We start from the raw sequence: 23219 nt of genomic DNA on the forward strand, positions 1-23219 counted from the left end.
TCTAGGGGCCGTGCTGACTGTTGCTAGCTAACTTCCTCGGCTTGGTTCAGAACTCCGCGAAGGTTTTCGAAGTATCCGGCAACGGTTTCGCGTTCTGCCTTGATCTTGGCGAGGCGATCTTCGGCCTCGCTGATGAGATCGTGAGAGCGCTTCTCGGCATCGGAGAGCAGCGCCTTGGCGCGCTCTTCGGCATCCGCGACGTCGTCAGTGGCGCGGGCGGAGGCATCGGCGAGCAGTGCCTTCGCTTCGGCTTGCGAGCTCTGGGTGAGTTCCTCTGCTTCGTTACGTTTGGCGTTGGCCTCACGCACGGCTTCGGCCAGTTGGGCTTGGGCTTCCTCGAGGTAGTTCTGTGTTTGAGCTGTTGCCTCTTTGTGCTGCGCCAAGAATTCCTTCTCGGCGTCATCGCGGCGTGCCGCAATCTCTTGCTCAAGTGAGATGCGAGCGTGTTCGGCCTCGCGTTCGATCGTGGTGCGAGTCTCCTCAAGCTGGTGCTTGATGGTGGCCCGCGTTGACTCAACCTCGTTGGCTAGCTCTGCGCGTTGGCGTGAAACATCCCGGTCGAGGTCGGTGGTCTGCTTTTCGACATCGTGAGCGAGAGTGGAACGGGTTTCTGACACGTAGCTTTCGAGTTCGGTGCGCTTGCTATCGATTTCGGCATCCAACTCTGCGTGGCGGCGAGCCATTTCTTCTTCGAGGCCGGCCGTTGCCGAGTTGATTTCGGCTTCCAGTTCGTTGCGACGGGTGCTCATTTCGGCCTCGAACTCGGCGCGAGCAGTGGTGCTCTCCTGTTCGAACGCGGCACGTGCACCCGTGATTTCTGCTTCGAGACCGGCCTGCGTGGTCTCTACATCGCTCTCCAAAGCAGCTCGGGTTGTCGAGACTTCCTTGGCAAGCGCCTTCTTGGTCGAAGTGACTTCTTTATTGAGCGCCTTTTTCTGGGCGGCGACATCGGCGGTGAGCTCGTTTCGAGTGGCCTTGACATGAGCCTCGAGCTCAGCTCGGGTCGTGGTGACTTCGTCTTCGAGGGCAGCCTTTGCGGTTGCAACCTCTTTTTCGAGTCCCGCGCGAGTGGTCGTAACCTCTTGTTCGAGTGAAGCTTGGGTAACCTTCACCTCTTGCTCGAGTGCCGTCTTGGTGCTGGTCACTTCCTGTTCGAGCGCTGCCTTGGTGCTGGTAACTTCGTGCTCAAGCGCAGCCTTCGTTGTGGTCACTTCATCGTCGAGTGCCGTGCGAGTGGTTGTCACGTCGCTCTCAAGCAGCTGACGGGCTTCGCGCTCTTCGTTCTCCCACAGCTCGCGGGCTTCGGAGAGCTCGGCCTCGAGGGACGCCTGCGTCGAGAGAACGGTCTTCTCGAGTTCCGCGAGAGTGTTCGCTGCTTCTGTGGCGGCCGCGGTGCGAGTGGCTTCGGCTTCGGCCTCGAGAGTGGCGTAGGCGGCGTCGAGCTCTGCTTGGTGCTTGGCCTGGGCTGCCTTCGTTTCGTTGGCCAGCTTGGTGTGGGCTGCCTTCGTTTCGTTGGTGAGCTTGGTGTGGGCTGCCTTGGTCTCGTTGGTGAGAGTTTCGCGCGCGGTCGTTGTCTCGGCTTCGAGCTCGGCGCGTGCCGTCTCAATCTCACGAGCAAGGTCGGTGCGGGCCTGTTCGATATCGCGCTGCAAATCCTCGCGCTGCTTCGTGTTCTCCGCCTCGAACGTCGCGCGGCCGAGCTCGGCATCGCGAGCCAAGGACTCTGCAGCTTCGCGGGCTTCAGCAACCTCGCTTGCGGTGCTGGCACGCAGCTCCGTCATGGCGCGTTCAGTCTCGGCACGCAGTGCTGCAGACTCACGCTTGGCGGAGGTGCGCGCATCCGCAGCTTCCGTGGCGACGGCACCGCGGATGGTGGCGGCTTCGCGGGAAGCATCGGCGACGAGCTGAGATGCTTCGTCTTTCGCGCGAGCGATCAGGGTGTCGGCTTCGTTGCGGGAAGATTTGGCGAGCGCAGCGGCTTCACTGTTTGCTTCAGCAAGGATGCGTTCTGATTCGCTCGCAGTGTCGGCGCGCAGCGCGGCGGTTTCAGACTGCACGGCCTTGCGCATTTTCTCAGCGTCGATATCAGCTTGGCTGATGAGCTGGGTGGAGTGCTCTTCAGCAACACGCAGCATGCTTTCGAGTTTGGAGCCGAGTCCGCTGTAGGTGGGGCTTCCCGATTCGTCGAGTTCAGCCTGAAGATCTTCGTTTACGGCGAGGAGTCGCTTGACCTCTTTAGTGGAGGCAGTGCGGTCTGCTTTGGCGGCTACAAGTTCACGACGAAGTTCGCCGATCAGTTTGTCGACGTCGTCTTTTTTGTAACCGCGCATCTCTGTGCCGAAATCGGTATCGTTCGCGGCCAAGATTTCTCCTCGATGTCAGCGGAATGAACCCTCTGAGTTTAGTGGGATGAAGAGGCCTCCTGTCATTTTGGTCTCATCCCCAATCTGGGGCGTTCACTCATCTCCCAGAGACTTCCCAGAAGAGTAACTAGGTCGGTAGAACACGATCGGCTATTCTTGAACGTCTTTGTTGTTGCCTACCCGCGTGGATGGGGCCCTTACCTCTAGTCCGACCGAGGTTCAGCCAGTGTGGCTAGGGCCCTCGCACGGCGAGTAATCCTGGGCAACACGAAAGGAGAGATAGTGAGATTTGTTCTCGCCATAGTTAGCTTCATGCTCGCAGCCGGACTCATCGGCTACGGCATTGCACAGCAGACCATTCTTGCGACCCCAGACGAAGTCTCGGTTTCCGCAGAAACGAGCGGCGCCGCGCCCCTCACCGTGATCAGCGGTGAAGCGTTCAATGCGTACTCGGGCAACCAAACCATTCGAATCGAGGGCGACCGCCGTGTCGTGGCCGCCTACGGTCGCACGACAGATGTGCTCGCGTGGGTCGGCGACGCTAGTTACAACATGGTCACTCTCGATCCTGAAACGGGCGACCTCGCCACTGAGAGTATTAGTGGCACAGAACAAGAGGTTCCGGACCCCTACAACTCCGACCTGTGGCTCGAAAGCTATGAAGCTGAGGACGAACTCGCCCTCACGGTGAAGATTCCGAGCGATGTGTCATTCATCGTCGCCGCTGACGGCATCGAAGCCGCTCCCAACGCGGTATCGATTTCGTGGCCGCTCGACAACACCACGCCGTGGGCCGGTCCGCTCATCCTTGGCGGAGCTGCTGTGCTGTTGCTCGGGCTCATTTTCTTGATGTGGGCTGTTCATCACATGCGACGCGCTGGTGGCCCTCGCCGCAAGCCACAAAAGATGCCCAAGGTTCCCAAGAAGGCTCGCTACAAGCCTGCTAAGCGTGGTTCCAAGGCGAGCGAAAGCACCACTTTGCGTACGACCGTTCGGTTCGCCGTCCCAACCGTGCTGGTCAGCGTGCTCGTTCTGAGCGGATGCACGACCTCAACTTCACCCAATTCCGCCGCAGATGACGGTGTGCCCAGCCCCACTGCTACCTCCACCTCTGCGGCCGGTGCTGCTGCAACTCCCGCGGTGGCCGTGCGTCAGATTGAGAAGATCGTTGCGCAAATCAGCGCCGTCTCTCAAGAAGCGGATGAGGAGCGCGACACCGATCTCATCAAAACGCGCTTTGCGGAGGCTGCGCTCGAATACCGTCTTGCGAACTACACGATGCGCGATGCAGACGATTCAATCGCTGCCCCTGCGGCTATTCCCGATGGCCCGGTCCAGCTGACGTTGCCCCAACAGACGGAATCATGGCCGCGCACGGTGTTCACGATCATCCTCGACGAGACTGATTCGACCGTCGCTCCGATTGCGCTGTTCCTTGAGCAGGCAACCCCGCGCGATAACTACAAGGTCAGCTACGCGATGAACCTAGAGCCTTCTGTGGTATTCCCGGATGTTGCCGCAGCAAGCGTGGGAACATCACGTCTTCCTGCCGACAGCGGTCTTCTGCGTTCCTCGCCAACCGAGGTTGCTCTCAACTACGCAGAAATTCTTGAACAGGATGTCGAGAGCGATTCCTATCTTGACTTTGAGGCTGAGGGCGACAGCCTTCGCGTGAGCGTCGGTCTTGCCGTGAAGAAGAAGGAAAAGGCTGCGCTCTCCAGCACTGCCACGTTGACCTACGGTCACGACCTTGGCTCGGCCGATCCGATCGCAATGGCGACTATTGATGCGGGTGCGATTGTTGCCGTGCATCTCTATGAGACCAAGGTCGCTGCTCCTAAGGAAGAAGGCTCTGCCGTCACCTTTAGTGGTCAGACCAAGGCCCTTTCGGGAATCTCTATTACTGAAGAGGGCATCAAATCGACCTACGGCGATCAGCTACTCTTTTATGTCCCAGCAGCAGGCAGCGATGAGAAAATCGTCTTGCTTGGCTACACCCAAGGACTCGTCGCAGCATCGGAGTTGAAATGACTAACGCCCCCCTGAATGCCGCTAGCCTTCGTGGCGCAGTAGATCTCTCATCCCTCGTTCGCCAGCACAACACGCCTGCCCCTGCGGCCGGTGACGGTGCCGGTGCGACCCCTCCGGGAGAAGCACCGAAGCCCAGTGGTTTTGCCACCAGTGCGAATGATGCGTCGTTCACGCAGGTGCTTGAGCTGTCGAACACGGTTCCCGTTATCGTCGAGTTTTATGGGCAGGGCATCGAGCCAGCCCTTGAGCCAACGATCGCGCAGTACAAAGGCCGCTTTGCCCTGGTTGTGGTGGATGCCACGAGCAATCCGCAGCTGGTGCAGGCGTTCCAAGTGCAAGAGGTTCCGACCGTTGCCGCCGTTATTGGTGGGCGACCCGTGCAGCTCTTCAGCGGCATCATGCCCGAGAACGACCTCAAAGAGGTGCTTGAGCAGGTGTTGCAATTGGCGGCACAGAACAAAGTAACGGGCACCCTGCCGGCGCCGGAAGACGCTGACGAGGGCGACACAGAGCCCGTGGAAGAGCCGTTGCCGCCGTTGCATCAAGAAGCTTTCGACGCTATCTCGGCTGGCGACTATCCCGCGGCTATTGCTGCGTACCAGTCAGCCATCACCCAGAACCCGCGCGACCAGCAGGCGGTGGCCGGGCTCGCTCAGGTGTCGCTGCTTTCGCGCTTGGAAGGTCACACAGTCGATGCTGTGCGCAGCGCAGCGGCCCAAGAACCTCTCAGCGTAGACGCGCAGTTAGCGGTCGCCGATCTTGATGTGTCCGGTGGTCACCTCGGTGATGCCTTCGATCGTTTGCTTGAACTGTTTCCGTCGACCGATGCTGACGGCAAGAGCACCATCCGCACCCGACTTCTTGAGTATTTCGAAATCGCCGGTGCTGAAGATCCTCGTGTTGCCGATGCTCGTCGTCGATTGACACTGCTGCTCTACTAGTCACGCGCAATCGGGGCAGTGATTGCCTCGGCAGCGCGAATGAGGTCACGGGGCATCAGCTCGATGTCGAAGCCGCGCGTGCCGCCGCTGACAAAGACGGTGTCGAAGAGCTCGACAGTTTCGTCGATTACGGTGCGATGAGCTGTTCTCTGCCCGAGCGGACTGATTCCTCCCAGCACGTAGCCGGTGCGCCGTTGTGCGACTGCGGGATCAGCCATGCTGGCTTTTTTGCCTCCAACAGCGGAGGCCAACGCTTTGAGATCTAGTTTTCCGGAGACAGGCACCACGGCAACGACCATCTCGTCATCCACCATCGTCATCAATGTCTTGAAGACCTGTTCGGGATCAACGCCAAGAATGGTCGCCGCCTCACGACCGTATTCACTCGTGCCCGCATCGTGAGCGTAGGGGTGCGGGGTGAACGAGATACCGAGCGCGTCCAGCGCCACTGTCGCCGGAGTTCCGAGCGCCATCAGCGCGCTCCGGCGTTCGTGCGAATGAAGACGGGGTCGAAGCAACAGTGCATGCGATCTAGAGTAATGACACACAGGCATCCGATTGGATTCTGTGGGGGAGTAGCGGAGTTACGGTGACGATCTATCTTGACCATGCGGCAACAACGCCCATGCGCCCGTCGGTGGTGCAGGCATTCGCAGAAGCGTTGCCGGTCGTCGGTAATCCCTCGTCAATCCACTCTCAGGGGCAAGCAGCCAAGCGAATGCTCGAGGAAGCGCGCGAAGCCGTGGCAGCGAGTGTTGGCGCCGATTCGGTCGAGATCACTTTCACTTCTGGCGGCACCGAAGCGATCAATCTTGGCATCAAGGGTCTGTATTGGGCTCGCAATTCGTCTGGAGTAGAACGCCGCCGTATCGTGGTTGCGCAAGCTGAGCATCACGCCACTATTGACGCGGTCGAGTGGATGCGCACCCACGAGGGTGCAGTGCTTGATTGGATTCCCGTCGACGCTCTCGGTCGCATTGACGTGGACTATGTTCGTGAGGCGCTCGCCGATGATGTTGCGCTCGTCTCGATGCTGTGGGCCAACAATGAGGTCGGCACCCTCCAGCCCGTTTCCGAAGTCGCGGCGCTCGCGCAGGCTCAGGGCGTTCCGGTGCATGTCGACGCGGTATCCGCTCTCGGCTATGTGCCCATCGACTTCCATGCCGCGGGGGTGGCCGCGCTCAGCGTTTCGGCTCACAAAATTGGGGGACCGGTCGGAGTGGGCGCCCTCGTGATCGCACGTTCGGCATCCGTGACTCCGCTTATTCATGGGGGAAGCCAACAGCGGGCGCGCTCGGGAACGATGGATGCCCCCGGTGCTGTCGCTTTTGCGGCGGCAGCACGCGAAGCCACGGTTGCGCTCGCGGAGGAGGCTGCACGGCTCACTGTTCTGCGCGATGAGTTGATCGCGGGAGTGCAGGCGGCGGTTCCCGAAGCTGTCCTGCGGGGTGACGCCGAAGATCGTCTCCCGGGCAACGCGCATTTCACCTTCCCCGGTTGTGAGGGTGACTCTCTGTTGTTCTTGTTGGATGTCGCGGGCTTCAGCGTTTCAACCGGTTCTGCTTGTCAGGCTGGGGTGCCCGAAGCAAGCCATGTGCTGCTCGCGATGGGTCTCGACGAGCCCACTGCGCGCGGAGCGTTGCGAATCTCGCTCGGAGAGTCCACGACTGCCGACGAGGTTGCTCAGTTTGTGGCGGCGCTGCCGGGTGCGGTCGAGCAGGCTCGAGCCGCTGGCTATTCGGATCGCGTGACAGTCCTGGGACACTAGGACGTTTTTCTTCTCCCGCGTTGCCGGTTAACGCGGGGCTTGACGCTGCCGTCACCTATGTGTAAGTTTTTTATTACAGGTGAAAGGATTCTCGTGAATTCAGAAGAGCTCGGAGCGTGGTTGGCTGCAGTGGCTAACCCGCAGCGCATGCGCATTTTGGCCGAACTATCGACCGGCCAGAAGCACGTGAGCGAGCTCGCTCGTCGCGTCGGAATGTCCCGCCCGTTGCTCTACATGCACCTCGCCAAGCTTGAAGAAGCGGGCTTTGTTGCCGGGCATCACGAACTGAGCGACGACGGCAAAGCTCTGAAGCTCTTCGAGGTAGTTCCTTTTCGCGTCACGGTGACCCCCGCTCTCCTGGCGAGAGCGGTCGCGAAGTCGGCGGCAGCTACTGCGGCTCCTGAAATCGCCGATGGCGACGCTCACCCATCCCACAACAGCAACTCTCACGAAGGAAAATAATGGAAATCTTCTATACCCTCTGGTTTTGGCTCGCCACGGTTGCCGTAGTGGGCATCATCGCCGGCGTCATTACAAACGCCGTCAACAAGAAGGCCGAAACGGCAAAGCACGTTGCGGATGCGCAAGCGGGCGGCGATTATCGGGCGCTTGCCGAGCAGACGCTCGAAGCCAACCAGATGCTCATTCAGCGACTGGATGCCATTGAACTTCGGCTCGCTGGCGTCGAGAAGACGCTCACTGACATCCCGCAGTAAGAACTTGCCCAGCAACTCGTCTCGTACACTTGGGTGATGAAGGTTTTAGCGGCGATGAGTGGCGGAGTGGACTCCGCGGTTGCTGCCGCGCGTGCAGTCGAGGCGGGGCATGAGGTTGTTGGGGTGCATTTGGCGCTGAGCCGTCAGCCTGGAACCCTGCGCACTGGTGCTCGCGGTTGCTGCACGATTGAAGATTCTATGGATGCCCAACGGGCGGCCAATATGATTGGCATCCCGTATTACGTCTGGGACTTCTCCGAGCGTTTCAAGCTCGATGTCGTGGATGATTTCATTGCCGAGTATTCGGCTGGGCGCACCCCGAACCCCTGCATGCGTTGCAATGAGCGCATCAAGTTTGCGGCTCTCCTTGAGAAGGCGGTTGCTCTCGGGTTCGATGCGGTTGCGACAGGTCACTACGCCAACATCGTTGAAGATGAGAATGGCAATCGTGAGCTTCACCGTGCTGCGGCCTGGGCGAAAGACCAGTCCTATGTTCTTGGCGTGCTCACGACGGAGCAACTTGCGCACAGTATGTTCCCGCTTGGGTCTACGCCGTCGAAGGCAGAGATTCGTGCTGAGGCCGCAGAGCGTGGTTTCTCGGTAGCGAACAAGCCTGATTCTCACGACATTTGCTTTATCCCTGATGGCAACACTCGCGGCTGGTTGGCCGACAAAGTTGGTGCAGAGCAGGGCGAAATTCTTGACCGCAATGGCGAGGTTCTCGGCAAGCACGAGGGTGCTGTCGCGTTCACGATTGGCCAGCGCAAGGGCCTCAACGTTGGTTATCCCACGGATGACGGCAAGCCCCGTTTCGTGTTGGAGATTCGTCCCAAGACCAACGAGGTCGTTGTCGGCCCCCGCGAAGCTCTTGCCCTCTCCGAAGTCGCTGGCACCAAGTTTTCGTGGGCGGGGCTCGATCCGCTCGCCTCTGGCTTCATCAGCGAGCCCGGTGCAAGCTTTGAGTGCCACGTTCAAGTGCGCGCACACTCCGATCCGATGCCCGCTACCGCTCGCATTGCTCCGGCAACAGAGGGTGTCGACAACGTCGGCGATGCGAAGGGCCCCGAGCTCATCGTGCGGCCCCACGAGCCGCTCATTGGTGTCTCACCCGGCCAGACTGCGGTTCTTTACGTAGGCACACGAGTGCTCGGCCAGTGCACGATTGCACGCACGGTGTCTGCGGTTCCCGTCGGGGTCTAAACACCTCGCTCGACGCGTGCGCTTCGTTGGCGCATTTGCACACTCAGAAGTCAGTGCCGCTGTTTACACTTGACGAGTGGCTATTAGCACCGAGAACTCACGTTCCTCCCACTCGTCCGACGGTCAGGTCGCCGAGACCGTCGACCCGTCGCTTGCCGAGGCACGCGATGAGGCCGAAAGCCTCACCACGCGCATTCTTGAACTGCGCGATGCGTACTACGTGCGCGACGAAGTGTTGGTTGACGATGCCGAGTACGACCGCCTGCTTCAGCGCTTAGAGCAGCTGGAGGCGCTGCATCCAGAGCTCCAGGGCCAAGACAGCCCCACGCAGCGCGTTGGCGGCAAAGCGGCAACGCTCTTTGACCCCGTCGAGCACGCGGAACGAATGCTCAGCCTCGACAATGTGTTCTCCCTAGAAGAATTCGCTGAATGGGCGGCGAAGGTGCAGCGAGATTCAGCGCGCCACGTCGATTTCCTGTGCGAACTCAAGATCGACGGGCTTGCAATCAACTTGCGCTACCTCGATGGTGTGCTCGTCAGCGCTGCCACTCGCGGCGATGGGCGCGTCGGCGAAGACGTGACCGAAAATATCGTGCGTGTGGAAGGTATTCCGCAGCGGCTGGCCGGCAGCGGGCATCCGCCCATCGTTGAAGTGCGTGGAGAGGTGTTCATCCCACTTGAGCTGTTCCGCGAACTGAACGCTGAACAGGCCCGCATCGGCGAGAAGGTTTTTGCGAACCCACGCAACGCTGCGGCAGGGTCGCTTCGCCAAAAGTCTGAGGGCAAATCTGAAGAGAAACTTGCCCACATGCGTCGGCGATTGTCATCGCTGCGCATGCTCGTGCACGGCATCGGCGCGTGGAATGGGGAGCGCGAGGGGCACGAGCCCATTCGCACTCAGAGTGAGATCTACGGCGTACTGGCCAGCTGGGGTCTGCCCACGAGCAAGTACTTCCGGGTGGTGCCTACAGCGGGCGAGGTCGAAGAATTCATTCGCTACTACGGTGAACACCGTGACAGCGTCGAGCACGAGATCGACGGCATCGTGATCAAGGTCGATGAGCTCGCGCTTCACGACGAGCTCGGTGCCACTTCTCGGGCTCCGCGATGGGCTATCGCCTACAAATATCCGCCTGAGCAGGTCAACACAAAACTGCTCGACATCGTGGTCGGGGTCGGGCGCACAGGTCGAGCAACCCCTTATGCGGTCATGGAACCAGCGCTAGTCGCCGGGTCAGTTGTGCGGCAGGCGACTCTGCACAATCAGGATGTCGTCAAGCGCAAAGGCGTACTCATCGGCGACACCGTGGTGCTGCGCAAGGCGGGCGATGTGATTCCCGAAATTCTGGGCCCGGTCGAAGAGTTGCGCGACGGCAGCGAGTACGCGTTTGTGATGCCCACGAATTGCCCAGAATGTGGAACACCGCTGCGGGCGATGAAAGAGGGCGACATCGATCTGCGGTGTCCGAATACCCGCAGTTGCCCCGCTCAAGTGCGCGGTCGTATCGAACATGCCGGCAGCCGCGGCGGTCTCGACATTGAGGTGCTTGGCGAAGTAATTGCCCGCGCTCTCACTCAACCTCGCGAACCCGAGGTGCCCCCGTTGATCAACGAGGCGGGGCTGTTCGATCTCACGGTGAAAGATATTTTCCCGATTGTCGTTGCGGTTCGCGACTCCGAGACGGGGGAGGTGCTCGTTAACGATGATGGCACCGAGCGACTCGTCACTCCGTTCCGCCGGGCCCGCAAGTTCACGGGCAAAGATGCTGACCCCGAGTTCGATGCCGACGCGACAGAGTTTGCGGGAACCCCCGACTGGGTGCCCTCGAGCAACGCCATTAAGCTCATCGCCAACCTTCAGGAAGCGAAAACCAAACCCCTCTGGCGACTTCTCGTGAGTTTGAGCATCCGCCACGTTGGGCCTGTCGCTGCGCGCGCTCTTGCGGACTATTTTGGTTCGCTCGCTGCTATTCGGGAGGCGACGCGAGAAGAGCTCGCTGCCGTGGATGGCGTTGGCGGAATCATCGCCGACTCTGTCGCTGACTGGTTCGAGGTGGATTGGCACCAGGAGATTGTTCAGCGCTGGACAGAGGCGGGCGTGCAGTGGTCAACTCCCGGTCACGCTGGCCCCGGTGCGGCTCAAGCCAGCGACGGAATTCTCGCTGGTTTGACGATTGTCGCCACCGGAAGCCTTGAGGGATTCACTCGCGAAGGGGCACAAGAGGCGATCATCGCGGCGGGTGCTAAAGCAGCCTCCAGCGTGAGCAAAAAGACCGACTACGTTGCCGCAGGGCCCGGTGCCGGTTCCAAACTCACCAAAGCGGAGCAATTGGGCATCCCTGTACTCGACGCCGCACAATTTGCGCGTCTGCTCGACGGTGGCCCTGAAGCTATTTAAAACTATGCAAAACCACCGTATTGCCTTCGGTTTACCCCCGAACAGGGCGCTACTGCCTTAGGATTAGCTGAACGTGTTCGTGTGCGGGGATGGCGCACGGTCAATGTTCCTGAGGGGAATACCCGTCGTTGCTGATTGAAATTGCACTCGTTTTAGCTACCTCGGTCGTCGGCTTACCCGCCACCGAGGCCTCTGGCGCGCCCGAAGTGCAGTTCAGTTCGATCGTCACGAGCGATGCGCCAGCCCCCTTCGTGGGCCCCGTTGTCGATACCACCGGTGCGGTGAGCGGTTCTGCAGTCGGCACTTCCACCTTCAGCGGTCGCACTCTGACAGCGCTCGCGAGCATTCCCACCGGCGGCATTTCGGAGTACCTCGCAGCTCGCCCGGGCGCCGTCGAGCAAATTCTCCTTTCGCAACCGCCCGCGCAAGAAGTGGCATTGTGGTGGGGCGATTTGGCTACCGATCGCCGCGCCGCGCTCGAAGTGGCGAGTCCGCAACTGCTCGGCAACCTTGAGGGCGTGCCCTACACGATTCGCGACGTCAGCAACCGCACAGTGCTTGATGAGACGATCGCGGAACTTTCTTCGGTTGTAGATTCGGATGCCGGTCGTGCGGTGCAGCAGAGCGCACGCCAGCAACTCAGCATGTTGTCCTCCATTTCGGAGGCTCTCGTTTTCGATAGTGCGAGCCCTGAGCGCACTCTGGTCACCTTGGACGTCACCGGGCAGGGCCGCGCTGCCATCGTGCTGGGCGATCTGAACGATGCCGATTACGTGAGTTTCTTGGTGCCGGGCATGTTCTTCACCATCGAGGGTCAGATGTCGTATTGGGCGGATGCCGCCAACACGCTCTACACCGAGCAACAGGCGTGGCTTGAATACTTTGATTCTCAGTCGGTCTTCACGAGCAACGAGACGGTCGCGACGGTCGCGTGGATCGGCTACGACACCCCCAATCTCACTAACGTGGGGGCGATCGATAACGCCGTGCAAGGCCGTGACACCTTGGCAAATGCCATTCTCGGTCTGCAGGCGCAGCGAGGTGCCGATCAGCCCTATATTTCGGTAGTGGCCCATTCCTATGGAACAACGGCGGCAATGATGGCGTTGTCGGAGTACGACTTCCAGATCGATGCTTTGGCGATGGTGGGTTCGCCCGGCAGTCCCGCAGAGTCGGTCGCTGATTTGAATGTGCGCAACGGCAACGTGTTTGTGGGGGAGGCCGCGTGGGATCCGATTCCCAACAGCTCCTACTTTGGTGCAGATCCTGGCACCGCATCCTTCGGCGCTCAGTCGCTCGGAGTGAGCGGCAGCTTCGACGTGATTCAGAAGCAAGAACTCGCCGGTTCTATTGGTCACAACGAATACTTCACTCCTGGCACCGAAGCAATGCGCAACTTCGCTTTGATGTGCATCGGTCGCGGCGACCTCGTTATCCCTGAAGGTATCCCGGTTGTCGAGCGGGCCTACGGCTCAACGACACACAATCAGAGTTGATGGCGCGACGCCCCAAGCACCAGCTCCGGCTGGCGGAGCCGATAGCTGGCGACCGTAAGCTGATCGAACTCGTTCAGCACCGCGTGCGCTCCCGAGGTCACAATGTGATGAGTGTGGCGTTGTGGAATGCGGGGCAGTGGCGCACTGCTCAGTTCGGTGCGGAGGACGAGCGCACTTTCGAAATCGGCTCCGTCACTAAAACCATCACGGCGTCGCTGTTCGCACTCGCGCTCGAGAACGGTGAAGTAACCACCGAAACGACCGCGGGCGAACTGCTGGAGCTGGGAGAATGCCCCGCAGCCGCTTTCACCTTAGAAAACATCGCTACTCAGCACAGCGGGCTACCGCGGCTGCCGGTGAGCTTCGCCGAGTTCCGTCGGGGCAACCGGGCGGTGAAGGCTGGCCGTGACCCGTATACGGCATCCGTCGCTGAGCTCGTCAGCCAGACAGCTGCCACTCCGCTAGGAAAGCCGGGAGTTTTTTCGTATTCGAATCTGGGGTTCGCTCTGCTGGGTCAGGCTCTTGCCGTAGCTGCCGGCCGGATCTATTCCGAGCTCGTTGCCGAGCGCATAGCCGCTCCGTTGAGGCTCGCACACACGGCTTCGTTCGCGACCGCCGCCGAACTTCCCATCGAAGCGCCAACGGGTTTCGACGCACGGGGCAGAGCCAGCGACGCGTGGACGATGAATGCGTATGGGCCGGCGGGCAACATCCGCTCTACCCTGCCCGACATGATGCGATACGTCGAGGCGCAACTCGACAGCAGTGCGCCTGGCGTCGCCGCGACAACCCCACGCATCGCCGTGCCGCGGCAGGGACGAATCGGCTACGCCTGGCTCACGAACCCCGACGGGATCACGTGGCACAACGGAATGACCGGCGGCTTCGCGAGCTTTGTCGGGTTCGAACGAGAGCGCTCGCGGGCGGTTGTCGTACTGAGTAATACGGCCGTGAGTGTCGATGCTCTCGCCCTGTCGCTCCTCGCCGCTCGCTAAGCCGAATACACTTATACGGTTCCCTGTCTGTTTCCCATCTTCGGAGCTCCATGACTGACACCAATCCTGGTGCGATCACCAGCGAGGTCGTTTCGCACCTCGCCTCGCTCGCCCGTATCGCCCTCACCACTGATGAAATCGAGAAGCTCACTGGCGAGCTCGGCGCAATCGTCAATTCTGTGGCCAAGGTCAGCGAAGTCGCTACCGATGATGTTCCGGCAACGAGTCATCCGATTCCGTTGAGCAATGTTTTCCGCGCCGATGTTCCCGGAGTCACGCTCACTACTGAGCAGGCGCTGGCAGGAGCCCCCGAGCACGATGGTTCACGTTTTGCGGTTAGCGCGATTCTGGGAGAAGAGCAGTAATGGCAGATCTGAACGACCTCACCCGCCTGTCGGCATCCGAGCTGGCTACCAAGCTGAGCTCAGGCGAAGTCTCGTCCGTTGAAGCAACTCAAGCGCACCTCGACCGTATTGCTGCCGTCGATGACAAGGTTCACGCGTTCTTGCACGTATCAGCGGATGCTCTGGCCAACGCCAAGCGCATCGACGAGCGTCGTGCGGCAGGGGAGTCGCTTGGCGAGCTCGCCGGTGTGCCCGTTGCCGTCAAAGATGTGCTCTGCACGATCGATATGCCCACCACCGCTGGGTCCAAAATTCTTGAAGGCTGGGTTCCGCCCTACGACGCCACTCCCGTGGCGAAGCTGCGTGCGGCCGGCCTGATTCCGCTCGGCAAGACCAACATGGATGAGTTCGCCATGGGGTCGTCAACCGAGCACTCGGCGTATGGTCCGACTCATAACCCGTGGGATCTCGACCGGATCCCCGGTGGGTCCGGTGGTGGCTCGGCCGCGGCAGTGTCCGCGTTTGAAGCTCCGCTCGCCCTCGGTTCTGACACCGGTGGATCGATCCGTCAGCCGGCATCCGTCACGGGTTCTGTTGGTGTCAAGCCCACCTACGGTGGCGTATCGCGCTACGGTGCGATCGCGTTGGCGTCGTCGCTCGACCAGGTTGGCCCCGTTTCGCGCACCGTTCTCGACTCGGCGTTGCTGCACGATGTCATTGGTGGCTGGGACCCGCGCGACTCCACGTCGCTCAACGAGCAGTGGCCGTCGTTTGCTGCTGCCGCTCGTGCCGGTGCCGCAGCCGAAAGCCTCAAGGGCCTGCGCGTTGGTGTCATCAAGCAGCTCGACAGCCCCGGCTTCCAGGCCGGTGTCTCGCAACGCTTCCACGAAGCACTGCAGCTGCTCACCGATTTCGGTGCCGAGATCGTTGAAGTGGATGCTCCGCACTTTGAGTACGCCGTCGAGGCGTACTACCTCATCCTCCCCGCCGAGGCGTCGAGTAACCTCGCCAAATTTGACTCGGTGCGCTTCGGCCTCCGCGTCACGCCCGAAGGCGGCGGAACCGTCGAAGACGTGATGGCAGCGACCCGCGAAGCCGGTTTCGGTGATGAGGTCAAGCGCCGCATCATCCTCGGCACGTATGCGCTCAGTGCCGGCTATTACGACGCCTACTACGGCAGCGCGCAGAAGGTGCGCACGCTCATTCAGCGCGACTTTGCTGCAGCGTTCGAGAAGGCTGACGTTCTCGTCTCGCCCTCGGCGCCGACGACCGCGTTCAAGCTCGGTGAGAAGCTCGAAGACCCGATGGCGATGTACCTCAACGACGTCACGACGATTCCGGCTAACCTTGCGGGCATCCCCGGTATGGGTCTTCCGATGGGGCTCGCTCCCGAGGATGGTCTTCCCACTGGCTTCCAGATCATGGCTCCGGCTCGCGGCGATGCTCGTCTCTACGAGGTTGGCGCGACGCTCGAGCGCTTGCTGGAGCAGCAGTGGGGCCACACCCTGCCGAGTCAGGCTCCGTCGCTCGGCTAGTTGCCTTCTGCTTGCCGTTCGCGGTAGGCGATTTGATTCATCCGGTTTCCGCAACGGATGCTGCAGAAGCGGCGTGAGCCGTTGCGTGACAGGTCGGCCATGAGGCCTTCGCAATCGGGTGCTTGGCAGCGCCGCAAGCGCCACATGGCGTCGGAGCGCACGACGTCGACGAGGGCTAGGCCCACTTCTGCTTGAATACGCTCGGCAAGTGGGGCTTCGGGGTCATTGGCGTGCAGATGCCAGTCGAAGTCGCCGTGTCGTGCCAAGAAGGGGAGCGCTTTCGCTTCGGCGAGCATGGCATTGATTTCTGTAGCGGCATCGTCGCGCGTGAGCTTCCAGACGCCGCGGATGCGGTCGCGAACCGCCCGAACTTCGGCGGCCTCGTTGTCGTCGCGGTCGATCCGACCGCTGAAGCGGAACTGCATCACGAGGGAGTGCACTTGGTCGGTGGTTACGAGCTCATCAACACCGGATCTGCTCGCTAATTCGTGACTGTTGCCGAGCAATACGGCAAACTCGAGACTCTCCACCGTGTCAGGGGCAAATTGCAATTTGACTCCTTATTTGTTTCGAGACTAGCGTCAGCAGAAATACTCGTCAATCTCGTTCAAAGCAGTCGCCCATGAAACGTTCATCCACCACCCTCGGCATGCTCATTGCGCTAGTTGCCGCAGCTAGTTTCGGGCTCTCCGGAGCACTCGTGAAGCCCGTGCTCGAAGCCGGCTGGAGCCCAGCGGCTGCCGTGACACTTCGAGTGCTTATTGGTGGTGCGGTGCTGGCGCCGTTCGCGATTATCGCTCTCAAAGGTCGCTGGTTCGCACTCTGGTACGCGCGCAGTCGCATCCTTCTCATGGCGATCATTGGCGTGTCAGGAACCCAGTTGGTGTACTTCGCGGCGATCGAACGCATTCCGGTCGGCATCGCGATCCTTTTGGAATACATGGCGCCGCTGTTGCTCGTCGCGTTCGCGTGGGTGACGTCACGACGCACGCCCAAGGCCGTTGTTCTTATCGGCTCCGTTGTCGCCCTTGGTGGACTCATCCTGGTCGTCTCTCCCGAGGGGTCCGGCGCCCTCGATCCGCTCGGAATTATCTTTGGAGCGTGTGCCGCTGTCGGTGCGGCTGTGTATTACGTGGTTGCGGCGCGCACGAGCGAAGGGCTTCCGGCCGTCGCGCTGGCATCGGCTGGCCTGCTGCTCGGCGGGCTCATTCTCGGTCTTGTCGGTCTCGTGGGCATTGTGCCGTTCGATATGCCGATGGTGGATGTCACGGTGCTCGGCATCGTGGCTCCGTGGTGGGTTCCGCTGCTCATCGTGGGTATCGTCGCGACCGGTATCGCGTATTCGACGAGCATCATGGCGAGCGAAATGCTCGGTTCTCGTCTCGCGTCGTTCGTCGGATTGCTCGAGGTCGTCACGGCGGCGATTTACGCCTGGCTGTTGATCGGCGAGAACCTGTCGATCATGCAATTCATCGGGGGAGCCCTGATTTTGGCCGGGATCGCCTTCGTTCGCTCCGAGAAGTCTGAAGAGTTCAGCGACTTCACGATTGAGGCTGAAGCTATTCCGAGCGACGATGATGAACCAATTTTGGCCCCAGCATCCGCGCCGCTCGAACCGGGTACCGATACGGTGCCGCTGCGCCACGTACAATCATCTGGTGGCTAAAGCTGAATTGATGGACTACGACAAAGCACTCGAACTATTTGAGCCGACGCTCGGTTTCGAGGTGCACGTCGAGTTGAATACCCAGACCAAGATGTTCTCGGATGCGCCGAACCCGGCAGCATCCGGTGCTGAGCACGGCGAACCGAACACCATGATCACTCCGGTAGATCTCGGTTTGCCCGGCAGCTTGCCTGTCGTCAACGAAGAGGCGATCAAGTATTCGATCTCTCTCGGTCTGGCGCTCGGCTGCCAGATTGCGCCGAGTTCGCGCTTTGCCCGCAAGAACTATTTCTACCCCGACCTAGCGAAGAACTACCAGATCAGCCAGTTCGATGAGCCGATTGCATTCGAGGGTTCTGTCGACATTGAGCTCGAGAGCGGTCGCACGATCACGATTCCGATCGAGCGCGCGCACATGGAAGAAGATGCGGGCAAGCTCACGCACGTGGGTGGCGCTACCGGTCGTATCCAGGGTGCCGAGTATTCGCTCGTCGATTACAACCGTGCTGGCGTTCCCCTCGTCGAGATCGTCACGCACATGATCACGGGCGCCGAAGCGGATGCTCCCGAGGTTGGCAAGGCTTACGTCTCGGCTATTCGTGACATCGTTCGTTCGCTCGGTATTTCTGAAGCCCGCATGGAGCGCGGCAACTTGCGCTGTGACGCGAACATTTCGTTGAGCCCGCGGGGTTCTGGAAAGCTCGGCACGCGCACGGAGACCAAGAACGTGAACTCAATGCGCAGCGTTGAGCGCGCGGTTCGCTACGAAATTCAACGTCAGGCGGCCATTCTTCAGAAGGGTGGCACGATCACTCAGGAGACCCGCCACTGGCACGAAGACACCGGTGTTACCAGTGCTGGTCGCCCCAAGAGCGACGCTGATGACTACCGCTACTTCCCGGAGCCCGACCTTCTTCCGGTCGAACCTTCGCTTGAGCTTATTGAAGAGCTGCGTGCAGCGCTTCCCGAGCCTCCGGCCGAGCGTCGCAAGCGCCTGAAGGCCGCGTGGGGCTTCACTGACCTTGAATTCCGTGACGTCAACAACGCTGGGCTCTTCAGCGAGATTGAAGCGACGGTTGAGGCCGGAACGACGCCAGCTCAAGCGCGCAAGTGGTGGACGGGGGAGATCGCTCGCCTCGCCAACCTCCAGGGTGCTGACGCCAGCTCGTTGATTAGCCCCGCGGATGTCGCGGCTCTCGTTGCGCTCATGAACGACGGTGTTCTCAACGACAGTCTGGCCCGCCAGGTCCTCGAGGGTGTTGTCGCTGGCGAGGGTTCGCCCGCCGATGTTGTCGAGAGTCGTGGACTCAAGCTGGTGTCGGATGACGGCCCGCTCATTGCGGCGATCGATGAGGCACTTGCTGCTCAGCCTGACGTTCTTGCGAAGATTCGCGATGGCAAGGTTCAGGCTGCCGGTGCGGTTATTGGTGCGGTCATGAAGGCAATGAAGGGTCAGGCTGACGCCGCTCGCGTGCGTGAACTTGTCTTGGAGCGCGCTTCCGCCGAATAGGGCGAGCAGCACTTGTCGGCTGCAGGCAGTACCGTTGTGGTCATGTCTGATTCTGCTGAACTCGTTGTCGAAATCCACGTACCGCTTACCCCCGACGCCAATGCGGCCGAGGGCGAGTCGCGGTTCCCGTGGATCGAATCGCTCGTGGAGTTCACGAACGAGCTCGAAGAGGGCGGCGAGATTTTTGTTGTCGAAGAGGGCGACGTGTTCAACGACGCTTATGTCATCGTGATCACTGGTGCCGACGAGTCGACGCTCACCGGCGTGGCCAATCGTGTGGCGAACCTTCCCGGCATCCCGACCGGCGTTTTTGCTGTGGTCACGGATGCCGATGCCGACGAGTTGGGGCAGGGCACGGTCGTCGAGATTTCGTAGTCGCGCCAGCATCCAAACTTAGTCAAATTTGTTTGTTTTGGAGAGCGGGCGGCATACACTTGAATGGCACCGCAGCCGCCAGTGTGAGCGCGTGATCACCCGCCGCACCGACGAGGAACCATCCGTTCCGTCTGCAGTAGCTTCGCACTACTGAAGAGCTCAACACCATGACAAGCAACATCCCCGTGGGCGCAACCACCGGCCCCATTCCTATTCCGACGAGCATTTTTTCGGCCCACCTACTGTGGACAACGATCGGGGCCTTTGCTCTGATCTTTTTGGGCGCTTTTGAGACGCTCGCAGTCACCACGATCATGCCGACGATTAGTCGTGATCTCGACGGTCAGGCGCTCTATTCGGTCGCGTTCTCGAGCACTCTTGCGGCGAGCGTGATCGGAATGGTTCTTGCCGGTCAGTGGTCAGACCGCACCGGGCCGGCCAAGCCGCTGATCGCGGCCATGGCAGTCTTCACGCTCGGTCTTCTGGCGGCGGGTTTTGCCGGCACGATGGGTATTTTCATCGCGGGCCGCTTTCTGCAGGGGCTTGGTTCCGGAGGGCTCATTGTCGCGCTGTATGTGGTTGTCGCGCGCCTCTATCCGGCGGCGTTGCATCCGAAAATCTTTGGGCTCTTCGCCTCGGCGTGGGTATTGCCCTCGCTGATCGGTCCGCCTCTTGCTGGCGTCGTTGCCGAACAGATCAGCTGGCACTGGGTTTTCTTCGGCGTCGTGTTTCTGGTGCTGGCGGCGGCATTCGCGATCCTGCCTGCTATTCGCATCTTGGTGAGTCAGCCGGTGGTGCCTGCCGAGAAGTCATCGGGCAGCCGCGCTGTGGTTTGGGCGATCATTGCCGCGCTGGCAGTGATGGGCATCAGCCTCGGTGGTGAACGAGAAGGTGCGCTGGCCTGGCCTCTCGCCGGGGGAGCGTTCGTGGTCGTCATCATTGCGCTGCGGCCGTTGCTGCCAACCGGTTCGTTGAGCTTTCGCCGCGGGCTGCCCGCCACGATCGTGTTGCGCGGTTTCTTTGCCGCCGCCTTCTTCTCGACCGAGGTCTATCTGCCGTACTTGCTGAACGAACGTTACGGTCTGCCCGCCTGGGCTGCGGGTCTCATCCTCACGGTCGGCGCCGTCTCGTGGGCGGTGGGCTCAGCGCTGCAGGGCCGCCTTCCGGAATCTGTTTCTCACGGGCGCGTGGTGGTTGCGGGTGCACTCTTGCTCAGCGTGGGAATCGCCACTCAGCTGATCACCGCGTATTTCATGCTCTCGTTGTGGGTCGCCGCGATCGGCTGGCTCGTCGCTGGCGCCGGCATGGGCATCACCTTTCCGCGGCTCTCGACCCTCGTGCTCAGTCATTCCAGCGCTCGAGACCAAGGTTTCAATAGTGCTGCGCTCTCGATTTCGGATGCCGCTGGTGGCGCCATAGCGATCGCCTTCAGCGGTCTTGTTTTCGCTGCCGTCGGCGGCCTCGCGGATGGGGTCGGTTTCGTAGCAGCACTCGGTCTGGCGACGGTTGTGGCAATCGCATCCGTGCCGGTCGCACTGCGAGTTCGCACGTAATAAATCTCTTTGTTAAGCACTGTTTCGGTGTGTTACGGCGTGCTCTCGCGACCGCGGTGGAATGCGATTACCTTCGCCGCATGACACTTCTCACGAACGAAACCACGACCATTGATCTCGCTGCCGACCGTGCAGCCCGACTCACCGCTGCCGGCGCTGCCTGGAACTCGCGAATTGCCGCCAAGCCCGCCGCGGCCGAACTCACGTACGCCGTCACCGGTAAGGGCGTTGGCTCTGTCGGCACCGTACTCAAGGCCGGAAAGCACGTTTTCCACATCGACGAGCCCGAGGGACTCGCCGGTGATGATGTTGCCGCGAGCCCCGTCGAGATTGCTCTTGGCGCGCTGATCGCGTGTCAGGTAGTCGTCTTCCGTCTCTATGCCCAGGCGCTCGACATTCAGGTCGATGACATCTCGGTCAAAGCCGAGGGCGACCTCGACGTTCGCGGCCTCTTCGGAATCGACGAGACCGTGCGCAATGGCTTCGGCGCCATCCGCCTCTTCGCGACCATCACCGGTCCAGAGTCACAGGAACGCTACGACGAGTTGCGCGACGCCGTCGACGCCCACTGCCCCGTACTCGACCTGTTCGCGAACCCCACCTCGATCACCACTCAGGTGGTCAAAGGCTAAGGGCACCCCATGATGATGCCCTCTGACATGCTCGACCGGTAGCCCAGGCTACCGGTCGAGTTTTTTAACCGCAGTATTTGGCCAGCGCAGCCGCAGCCAGTGCCGGACTACGCTCAACGTATGAAACCCGAGTTCGAGTTCACGTCTGAGATCACGCCGTGGTCGTCGAAGCCGAGCGTCTATTTTGTGCAGGTGCCACCGGATGTCGGAGCCGACGTTAAAGAGATCCCGTCACCGCCGCGGGGGTTCGGTGCCGTCGCGGTAGAAGTCACTATTGGCTCCACCACGTGGACGACGTCGATCTTTCCTAACAGCAGCGTGGAGGACAGCTTCTTTCTCCCCGTCAAGGCCGCTGTGCGCCGCGCTGAGGGTTTAGAGCTCGGTGACACGGTGCAGGTGTCGATCCAGCTCATTTAACGGACTGCAGCGCGCGTGGGGCGGCTGCAGGGCTCTGGGACTGCCGCCGGTCCAGAGCGCAGTTACGCCGGCCACACCCCGATGATGATCGCCATCACCACAATCGTCACGAACTCGTGGCTCACGTTCAACACGGTGAGGCCGTTGGGGCGCCCATCGAATTGGTCGTGAGTAATGAAGCGGGCCGCGGTGAAGCCACCCCACAACACGATGCTCGTCAAGACTGTGTTGAGAAAGAAGCTTCCGCCATAAAAGTCAGAGGCGATGAAGGCGGCGCCGGCAAGAATCCAGGCCGTAAAGAAACTCACGATGACGGTGATCACAATGGGGCGAACGGCATCCGCAGTGTTGCCGCTAGGGGTGACGTTGGCTGCCTTCATCCAGTAGTTGCCAAATACGCGCGGGGAATACCAGATGGTGCCGACGATCATGCTCGATAGCGTCGCCAAGATGACGGCGATGTAGTTAATTTCGGGAACCATGACAACCTCCGGTCGATAACGGTCACCGAAGCCTACTCTCAGAGCGACTAGCCGGTAATGCTCTCTTCGAACCGTTGAATCGGGTCATACCAGCCCTGCTCGAGCACGTAGCTCTGGAACTGCTTATCGAGACCGAGGATGACGGCGAGACCCACGACCAACAGAATGATGCCGATCACGCGCTTGAAGACGCCGTTGGGGTTAGCGAGCCAGCCGAGTTTGCGAGCGAATGCCTGACCGAGAAACGCGATCATGAGCAGCGCGACGGCGAGACCGATGGCGTACACAACGATGTAGAGCAGCCCCTCGGCAAACGAGACAGGCAAGACGGTGGCCAAGATGAGTGCATAGGTGGGGGAGCAACTGCTGAAGGTCGGGCCGAGCGCGGCACCGAGCATTACATCGCCGCCAAGGCCGCCACGTGAATACGAGCGGTTCATTACGGCGTTTGCCCGATTTTGGATGCCCGTGGCGAGCATAAAGCGCTCCCAGAGCGCGGGGAATACCAGCGTGAGGCCGAAGATGATCAGGATGCCGCCGGCAATAATCTGCCACACCAGCTGCGGGATCCCCAGCAGGGCTGTCGTTGCTTTGAGCAGCAGGGTGAAGATGATCACTGACCCTGCGAGGCTCACCGCGATAACCACAGGGCGGAACCACTGGCGTTCAGCCACCGTGGAGTCACTACTGGTGCGCGCGATCGAGCCGCCAACGATGACCGGCAACAGCGGCAGCACGCAGGGCGCAGCAACCGTCAGAACTCCCGCCACAAACGAGAGCAGAATCAGGCTGAGCAT

At 60.8% G+C, this 23219-nt stretch carries 22 protein-coding genes; 17 read left to right on the forward strand and 5 right to left on the reverse strand.

The genetic code is table 11. From position 1 onward, the window contains the following. Positions 1–23: 23 nt before the first annotated feature. Entirely contained in the window at positions 24–2363 is a 2340-nt protein-coding gene (locus tag I6E74_RS06410; protein ID WP_197124094.1) for a hypothetical protein, read from the reverse strand. Between the two features lie 282 nt (positions 2364–2645). Here I6E74_RS06410 and I6E74_RS06415 point away from each other — a divergent pair, with 282 nt between their 5' ends. Both I6E74_RS06415 and I6E74_RS06420 read left to right on the forward strand, forming a co-directional pair. After that, a complete protein-coding gene (locus I6E74_RS06415) occupies positions 2646–4394 on the forward strand; it encodes a hypothetical protein (RefSeq protein ID WP_307784403.1) in 1749 nt (582 codons plus the stop codon). Then, positions 4391–5335: a tetratricopeptide repeat protein gene (locus tag I6E74_RS06420; protein WP_197124098.1), complete on the forward strand. Its 945-nt coding sequence runs from the start codon at positions 4391–4393 to the stop codon at positions 5333–5335. The genes I6E74_RS06415 and I6E74_RS06420 overlap by 4 nt, the downstream gene beginning before the upstream one ends. Here the strand turns inward: I6E74_RS06420 and ybaK are convergent. Next, positions 5332–5808 (reverse strand): Cys-tRNA(Pro) deacylase, encoded by a 477-nt coding sequence (gene ybaK, locus I6E74_RS06425; protein ID WP_197124100.1) that lies wholly within the window; start codon positions 5806–5808, stop codon positions 5332–5334. The genes I6E74_RS06420 and ybaK overlap by 4 nt on opposite strands. Before the next feature lie 116 nt (positions 5809–5924). On the opposite strand from ybaK, the gene I6E74_RS06430 reads away from it, so the two are divergent. The 9 genes from I6E74_RS06430 (at position 5925) to gatA (ending at position 15787) form a co-directional block, all read left to right on the forward strand. Then, the gene (locus I6E74_RS06430) at positions 5925–7103 is read left to right on the forward strand and encodes a cysteine desulfurase family protein (RefSeq protein WP_197124102.1); all 1179 of its coding nucleotides are present in this window, start codon (positions 5925–5927) and stop codon (positions 7101–7103) included. Between the two features lie 93 nt (positions 7104–7196). After that, positions 7197–7565 (forward strand): winged helix-turn-helix domain-containing protein, encoded by a 369-nt coding sequence (locus I6E74_RS06435; protein ID WP_307784404.1) that lies wholly within the window; start codon positions 7197–7199, stop codon positions 7563–7565. Next, positions 7565–7819: a hypothetical protein gene (locus tag I6E74_RS06440; RefSeq protein ID WP_197124104.1), complete on the forward strand. Its 255-nt coding sequence runs from the start codon at positions 7565–7567 to the stop codon at positions 7817–7819. Before I6E74_RS06435 ends, I6E74_RS06440 begins: the two co-directional genes overlap by 1 nt. A gap of 36 nt (positions 7820–7855) precedes the next feature. After that, the gene (mnmA, locus tag I6E74_RS06445) at positions 7856–9019 is read left to right on the forward strand and encodes a tRNA 2-thiouridine(34) synthase MnmA (protein ID WP_197124106.1); all 1164 of its coding nucleotides are present in this window, start codon (positions 7856–7858) and stop codon (positions 9017–9019) included. Between the two features lie 76 nt (positions 9020–9095). Then, complete coding sequence (ligA, locus tag I6E74_RS06450) at positions 9096–11417, forward strand: NAD-dependent DNA ligase LigA (protein WP_197124108.1); 2322 nt, start codon at positions 9096–9098, stop codon at positions 11415–11417. 128 nt (positions 11418–11545) lie between these two features. Then, positions 11546–12913, forward strand: coding sequence for an alpha/beta hydrolase (locus I6E74_RS06455; protein ID WP_197124110.1), 1368 nt, complete (start codon positions 11546–11548; stop codon positions 12911–12913). After that, complete coding sequence (locus tag I6E74_RS06460; RefSeq protein WP_197124112.1) at positions 12913–13908, forward strand: serine hydrolase; 996 nt, start codon at positions 12913–12915, stop codon at positions 13906–13908. Before I6E74_RS06455 ends, I6E74_RS06460 begins: the two co-directional genes overlap by 1 nt. A gap of 50 nt (positions 13909–13958) precedes the next feature. Beyond that, complete coding sequence (gene gatC / locus I6E74_RS06465; RefSeq protein WP_197124114.1) at positions 13959–14273, forward strand: Asp-tRNA(Asn)/Glu-tRNA(Gln) amidotransferase subunit GatC; 315 nt, start codon at positions 13959–13961, stop codon at positions 14271–14273. Continuing rightward, positions 14273–15787 carry an Asp-tRNA(Asn)/Glu-tRNA(Gln) amidotransferase subunit GatA gene (gene gatA / locus I6E74_RS06470; RefSeq protein ID WP_231601142.1) on the forward strand — a complete coding sequence of 505 codons (1515 nt, stop codon included), beginning with the start codon at positions 14273–14275 and terminating at the stop codon, positions 15785–15787. The genes gatC and gatA overlap by 1 nt, the downstream gene beginning before the upstream one ends. On the opposite strand, the gene I6E74_RS06475 is transcribed toward gatA, so the two are convergent. Further along, complete coding sequence (locus tag I6E74_RS06475) at positions 15784–16338, reverse strand: CGNR zinc finger domain-containing protein (protein ID WP_197124115.1); 555 nt, start codon at positions 16336–16338, stop codon at positions 15784–15786. The genes gatA and I6E74_RS06475 overlap by 4 nt on opposite strands. A 71-nt stretch (positions 16339–16409) precedes the next feature. Between I6E74_RS06475 and I6E74_RS06480 the strand changes: the two genes are divergently transcribed. The 6 genes from I6E74_RS06480 (at position 16410) to I6E74_RS06505 (ending at position 21940) form a co-directional block, all read left to right on the forward strand. Continuing rightward, positions 16410–17453 (forward strand): DMT family transporter, encoded by a 1044-nt coding sequence (locus I6E74_RS06480; RefSeq protein WP_197124117.1) that lies wholly within the window; start codon positions 16410–16412, stop codon positions 17451–17453. Continuing rightward, entirely contained in the window at positions 17446–18963 is a 1518-nt protein-coding gene (gene gatB / locus I6E74_RS06485) for an Asp-tRNA(Asn)/Glu-tRNA(Gln) amidotransferase subunit GatB (protein ID WP_197124119.1), read from the forward strand. Before I6E74_RS06480 ends, gatB begins: the two co-directional genes overlap by 8 nt. A gap of 42 nt (positions 18964–19005) precedes the next feature. Continuing rightward, positions 19006–19338: a glutamyl-tRNA amidotransferase gene (locus I6E74_RS06490; protein WP_231599668.1), complete on the forward strand. Its 333-nt coding sequence runs from the start codon at positions 19006–19008 to the stop codon at positions 19336–19338. A gap of 167 nt (positions 19339–19505) precedes the next feature. Then, positions 19506–20891, forward strand: coding sequence for an MFS transporter (locus I6E74_RS06495; protein WP_197124121.1), 1386 nt, complete (start codon positions 19506–19508; stop codon positions 20889–20891). A gap of 80 nt (positions 20892–20971) precedes the next feature. Further along, a complete protein-coding gene (locus I6E74_RS06500; RefSeq protein ID WP_197124123.1) occupies positions 20972–21523 on the forward strand; it encodes an OsmC family protein in 552 nt (183 codons plus the stop codon). Between the two features lie 120 nt (positions 21524–21643). Then, positions 21644–21940 (forward strand): DUF1905 domain-containing protein, encoded by a 297-nt coding sequence (locus I6E74_RS06505; protein ID WP_197124125.1) that lies wholly within the window; start codon positions 21644–21646, stop codon positions 21938–21940. Between the two features lie 62 nt (positions 21941–22002). Here I6E74_RS06505 and I6E74_RS06510 read toward each other — a convergent pair whose 3' ends face one another. After that, positions 22003–22422, reverse strand: a complete 420-nt coding sequence (locus I6E74_RS06510) for a DUF1761 domain-containing protein (protein ID WP_197124127.1) — start codon at positions 22420–22422, stop codon at positions 22003–22005. A gap of 47 nt (positions 22423–22469) precedes the next feature. Next, a complete protein-coding gene (locus I6E74_RS06515) occupies positions 22470–23219 on the reverse strand; it encodes a cytochrome c biogenesis CcdA family protein (RefSeq protein WP_197123936.1) in 750 nt (249 codons plus the stop codon).

This window comes from Salinibacterium sp. SWN139 (assembly GCF_015864625.1).
In the GTDB taxonomy this organism is placed as follows: Bacteria; Actinomycetota; Actinomycetes; order Actinomycetales; family Microbacteriaceae; genus Rhodoglobus.

What these genes read in the sequence shown, in the direction of transcription:
- I6E74_RS06515 (WP_197123936.1), bottom strand. Translation starts at nt 23,219, where the DNA reads ATGCTCAGCCTGATTCTGCTCTCGTTTGTGGCGGGAGTTCTGACGGTT.
- gatC (WP_197124114.1), top strand. Translation starts at nt 13,959, where the DNA reads ATGACTGACACCAATCCTGGTGCGATCACCAGCGAGGTCGTTTCGCAC.
- I6E74_RS06510 (WP_197124127.1), bottom strand. Translation starts at nt 22,422, where the DNA reads ATGGTTCCCGAAATTAACTACATCGCCGTCATCTTGGCGACGCTATCG.
- I6E74_RS06480 (WP_197124117.1), top strand. Translation starts at nt 16,410, where the DNA reads ATGAAACGTTCATCCACCACCCTCGGCATGCTCATTGCGCTAGTTGCC.
- I6E74_RS06500 (WP_197124123.1), top strand. Translation starts at nt 20,972, where the DNA reads ATGACACTTCTCACGAACGAAACCACGACCATTGATCTCGCTGCCGAC.
- ybaK (WP_197124100.1), bottom strand. Translation starts at nt 5,808, where the DNA reads ATGGCGCTCGGAACTCCGGCGACAGTGGCGCTGGACGCGCTCGGTATC.
- gatA (WP_231601142.1), top strand. Translation starts at nt 14,273, where the DNA reads ATGGCAGATCTGAACGACCTCACCCGCCTGTCGGCATCCGAGCTGGCT.
- I6E74_RS06495 (WP_197124121.1), top strand. Translation starts at nt 19,506, where the DNA reads ATGACAAGCAACATCCCCGTGGGCGCAACCACCGGCCCCATTCCTATT.
- I6E74_RS06505 (WP_197124125.1), top strand. Translation starts at nt 21,644, where the DNA reads ATGAAACCCGAGTTCGAGTTCACGTCTGAGATCACGCCGTGGTCGTCG.
- I6E74_RS06440 (WP_197124104.1), top strand. Translation starts at nt 7,565, where the DNA reads ATGGAAATCTTCTATACCCTCTGGTTTTGGCTCGCCACGGTTGCCGTA.
- I6E74_RS06460 (WP_197124112.1), top strand. Translation starts at nt 12,913, where the DNA reads ATGGCGCGACGCCCCAAGCACCAGCTCCGGCTGGCGGAGCCGATAGCT.
- I6E74_RS06490 (WP_231599668.1), top strand. Translation starts at nt 19,006, where the DNA reads ATGTCTGATTCTGCTGAACTCGTTGTCGAAATCCACGTACCGCTTACC.
- mnmA (WP_197124106.1), top strand. Translation starts at nt 7,856, where the DNA reads ATGAAGGTTTTAGCGGCGATGAGTGGCGGAGTGGACTCCGCGGTTGCT.
- I6E74_RS06420 (WP_197124098.1), top strand. Translation starts at nt 4,391, where the DNA reads ATGACTAACGCCCCCCTGAATGCCGCTAGCCTTCGTGGCGCAGTAGAT.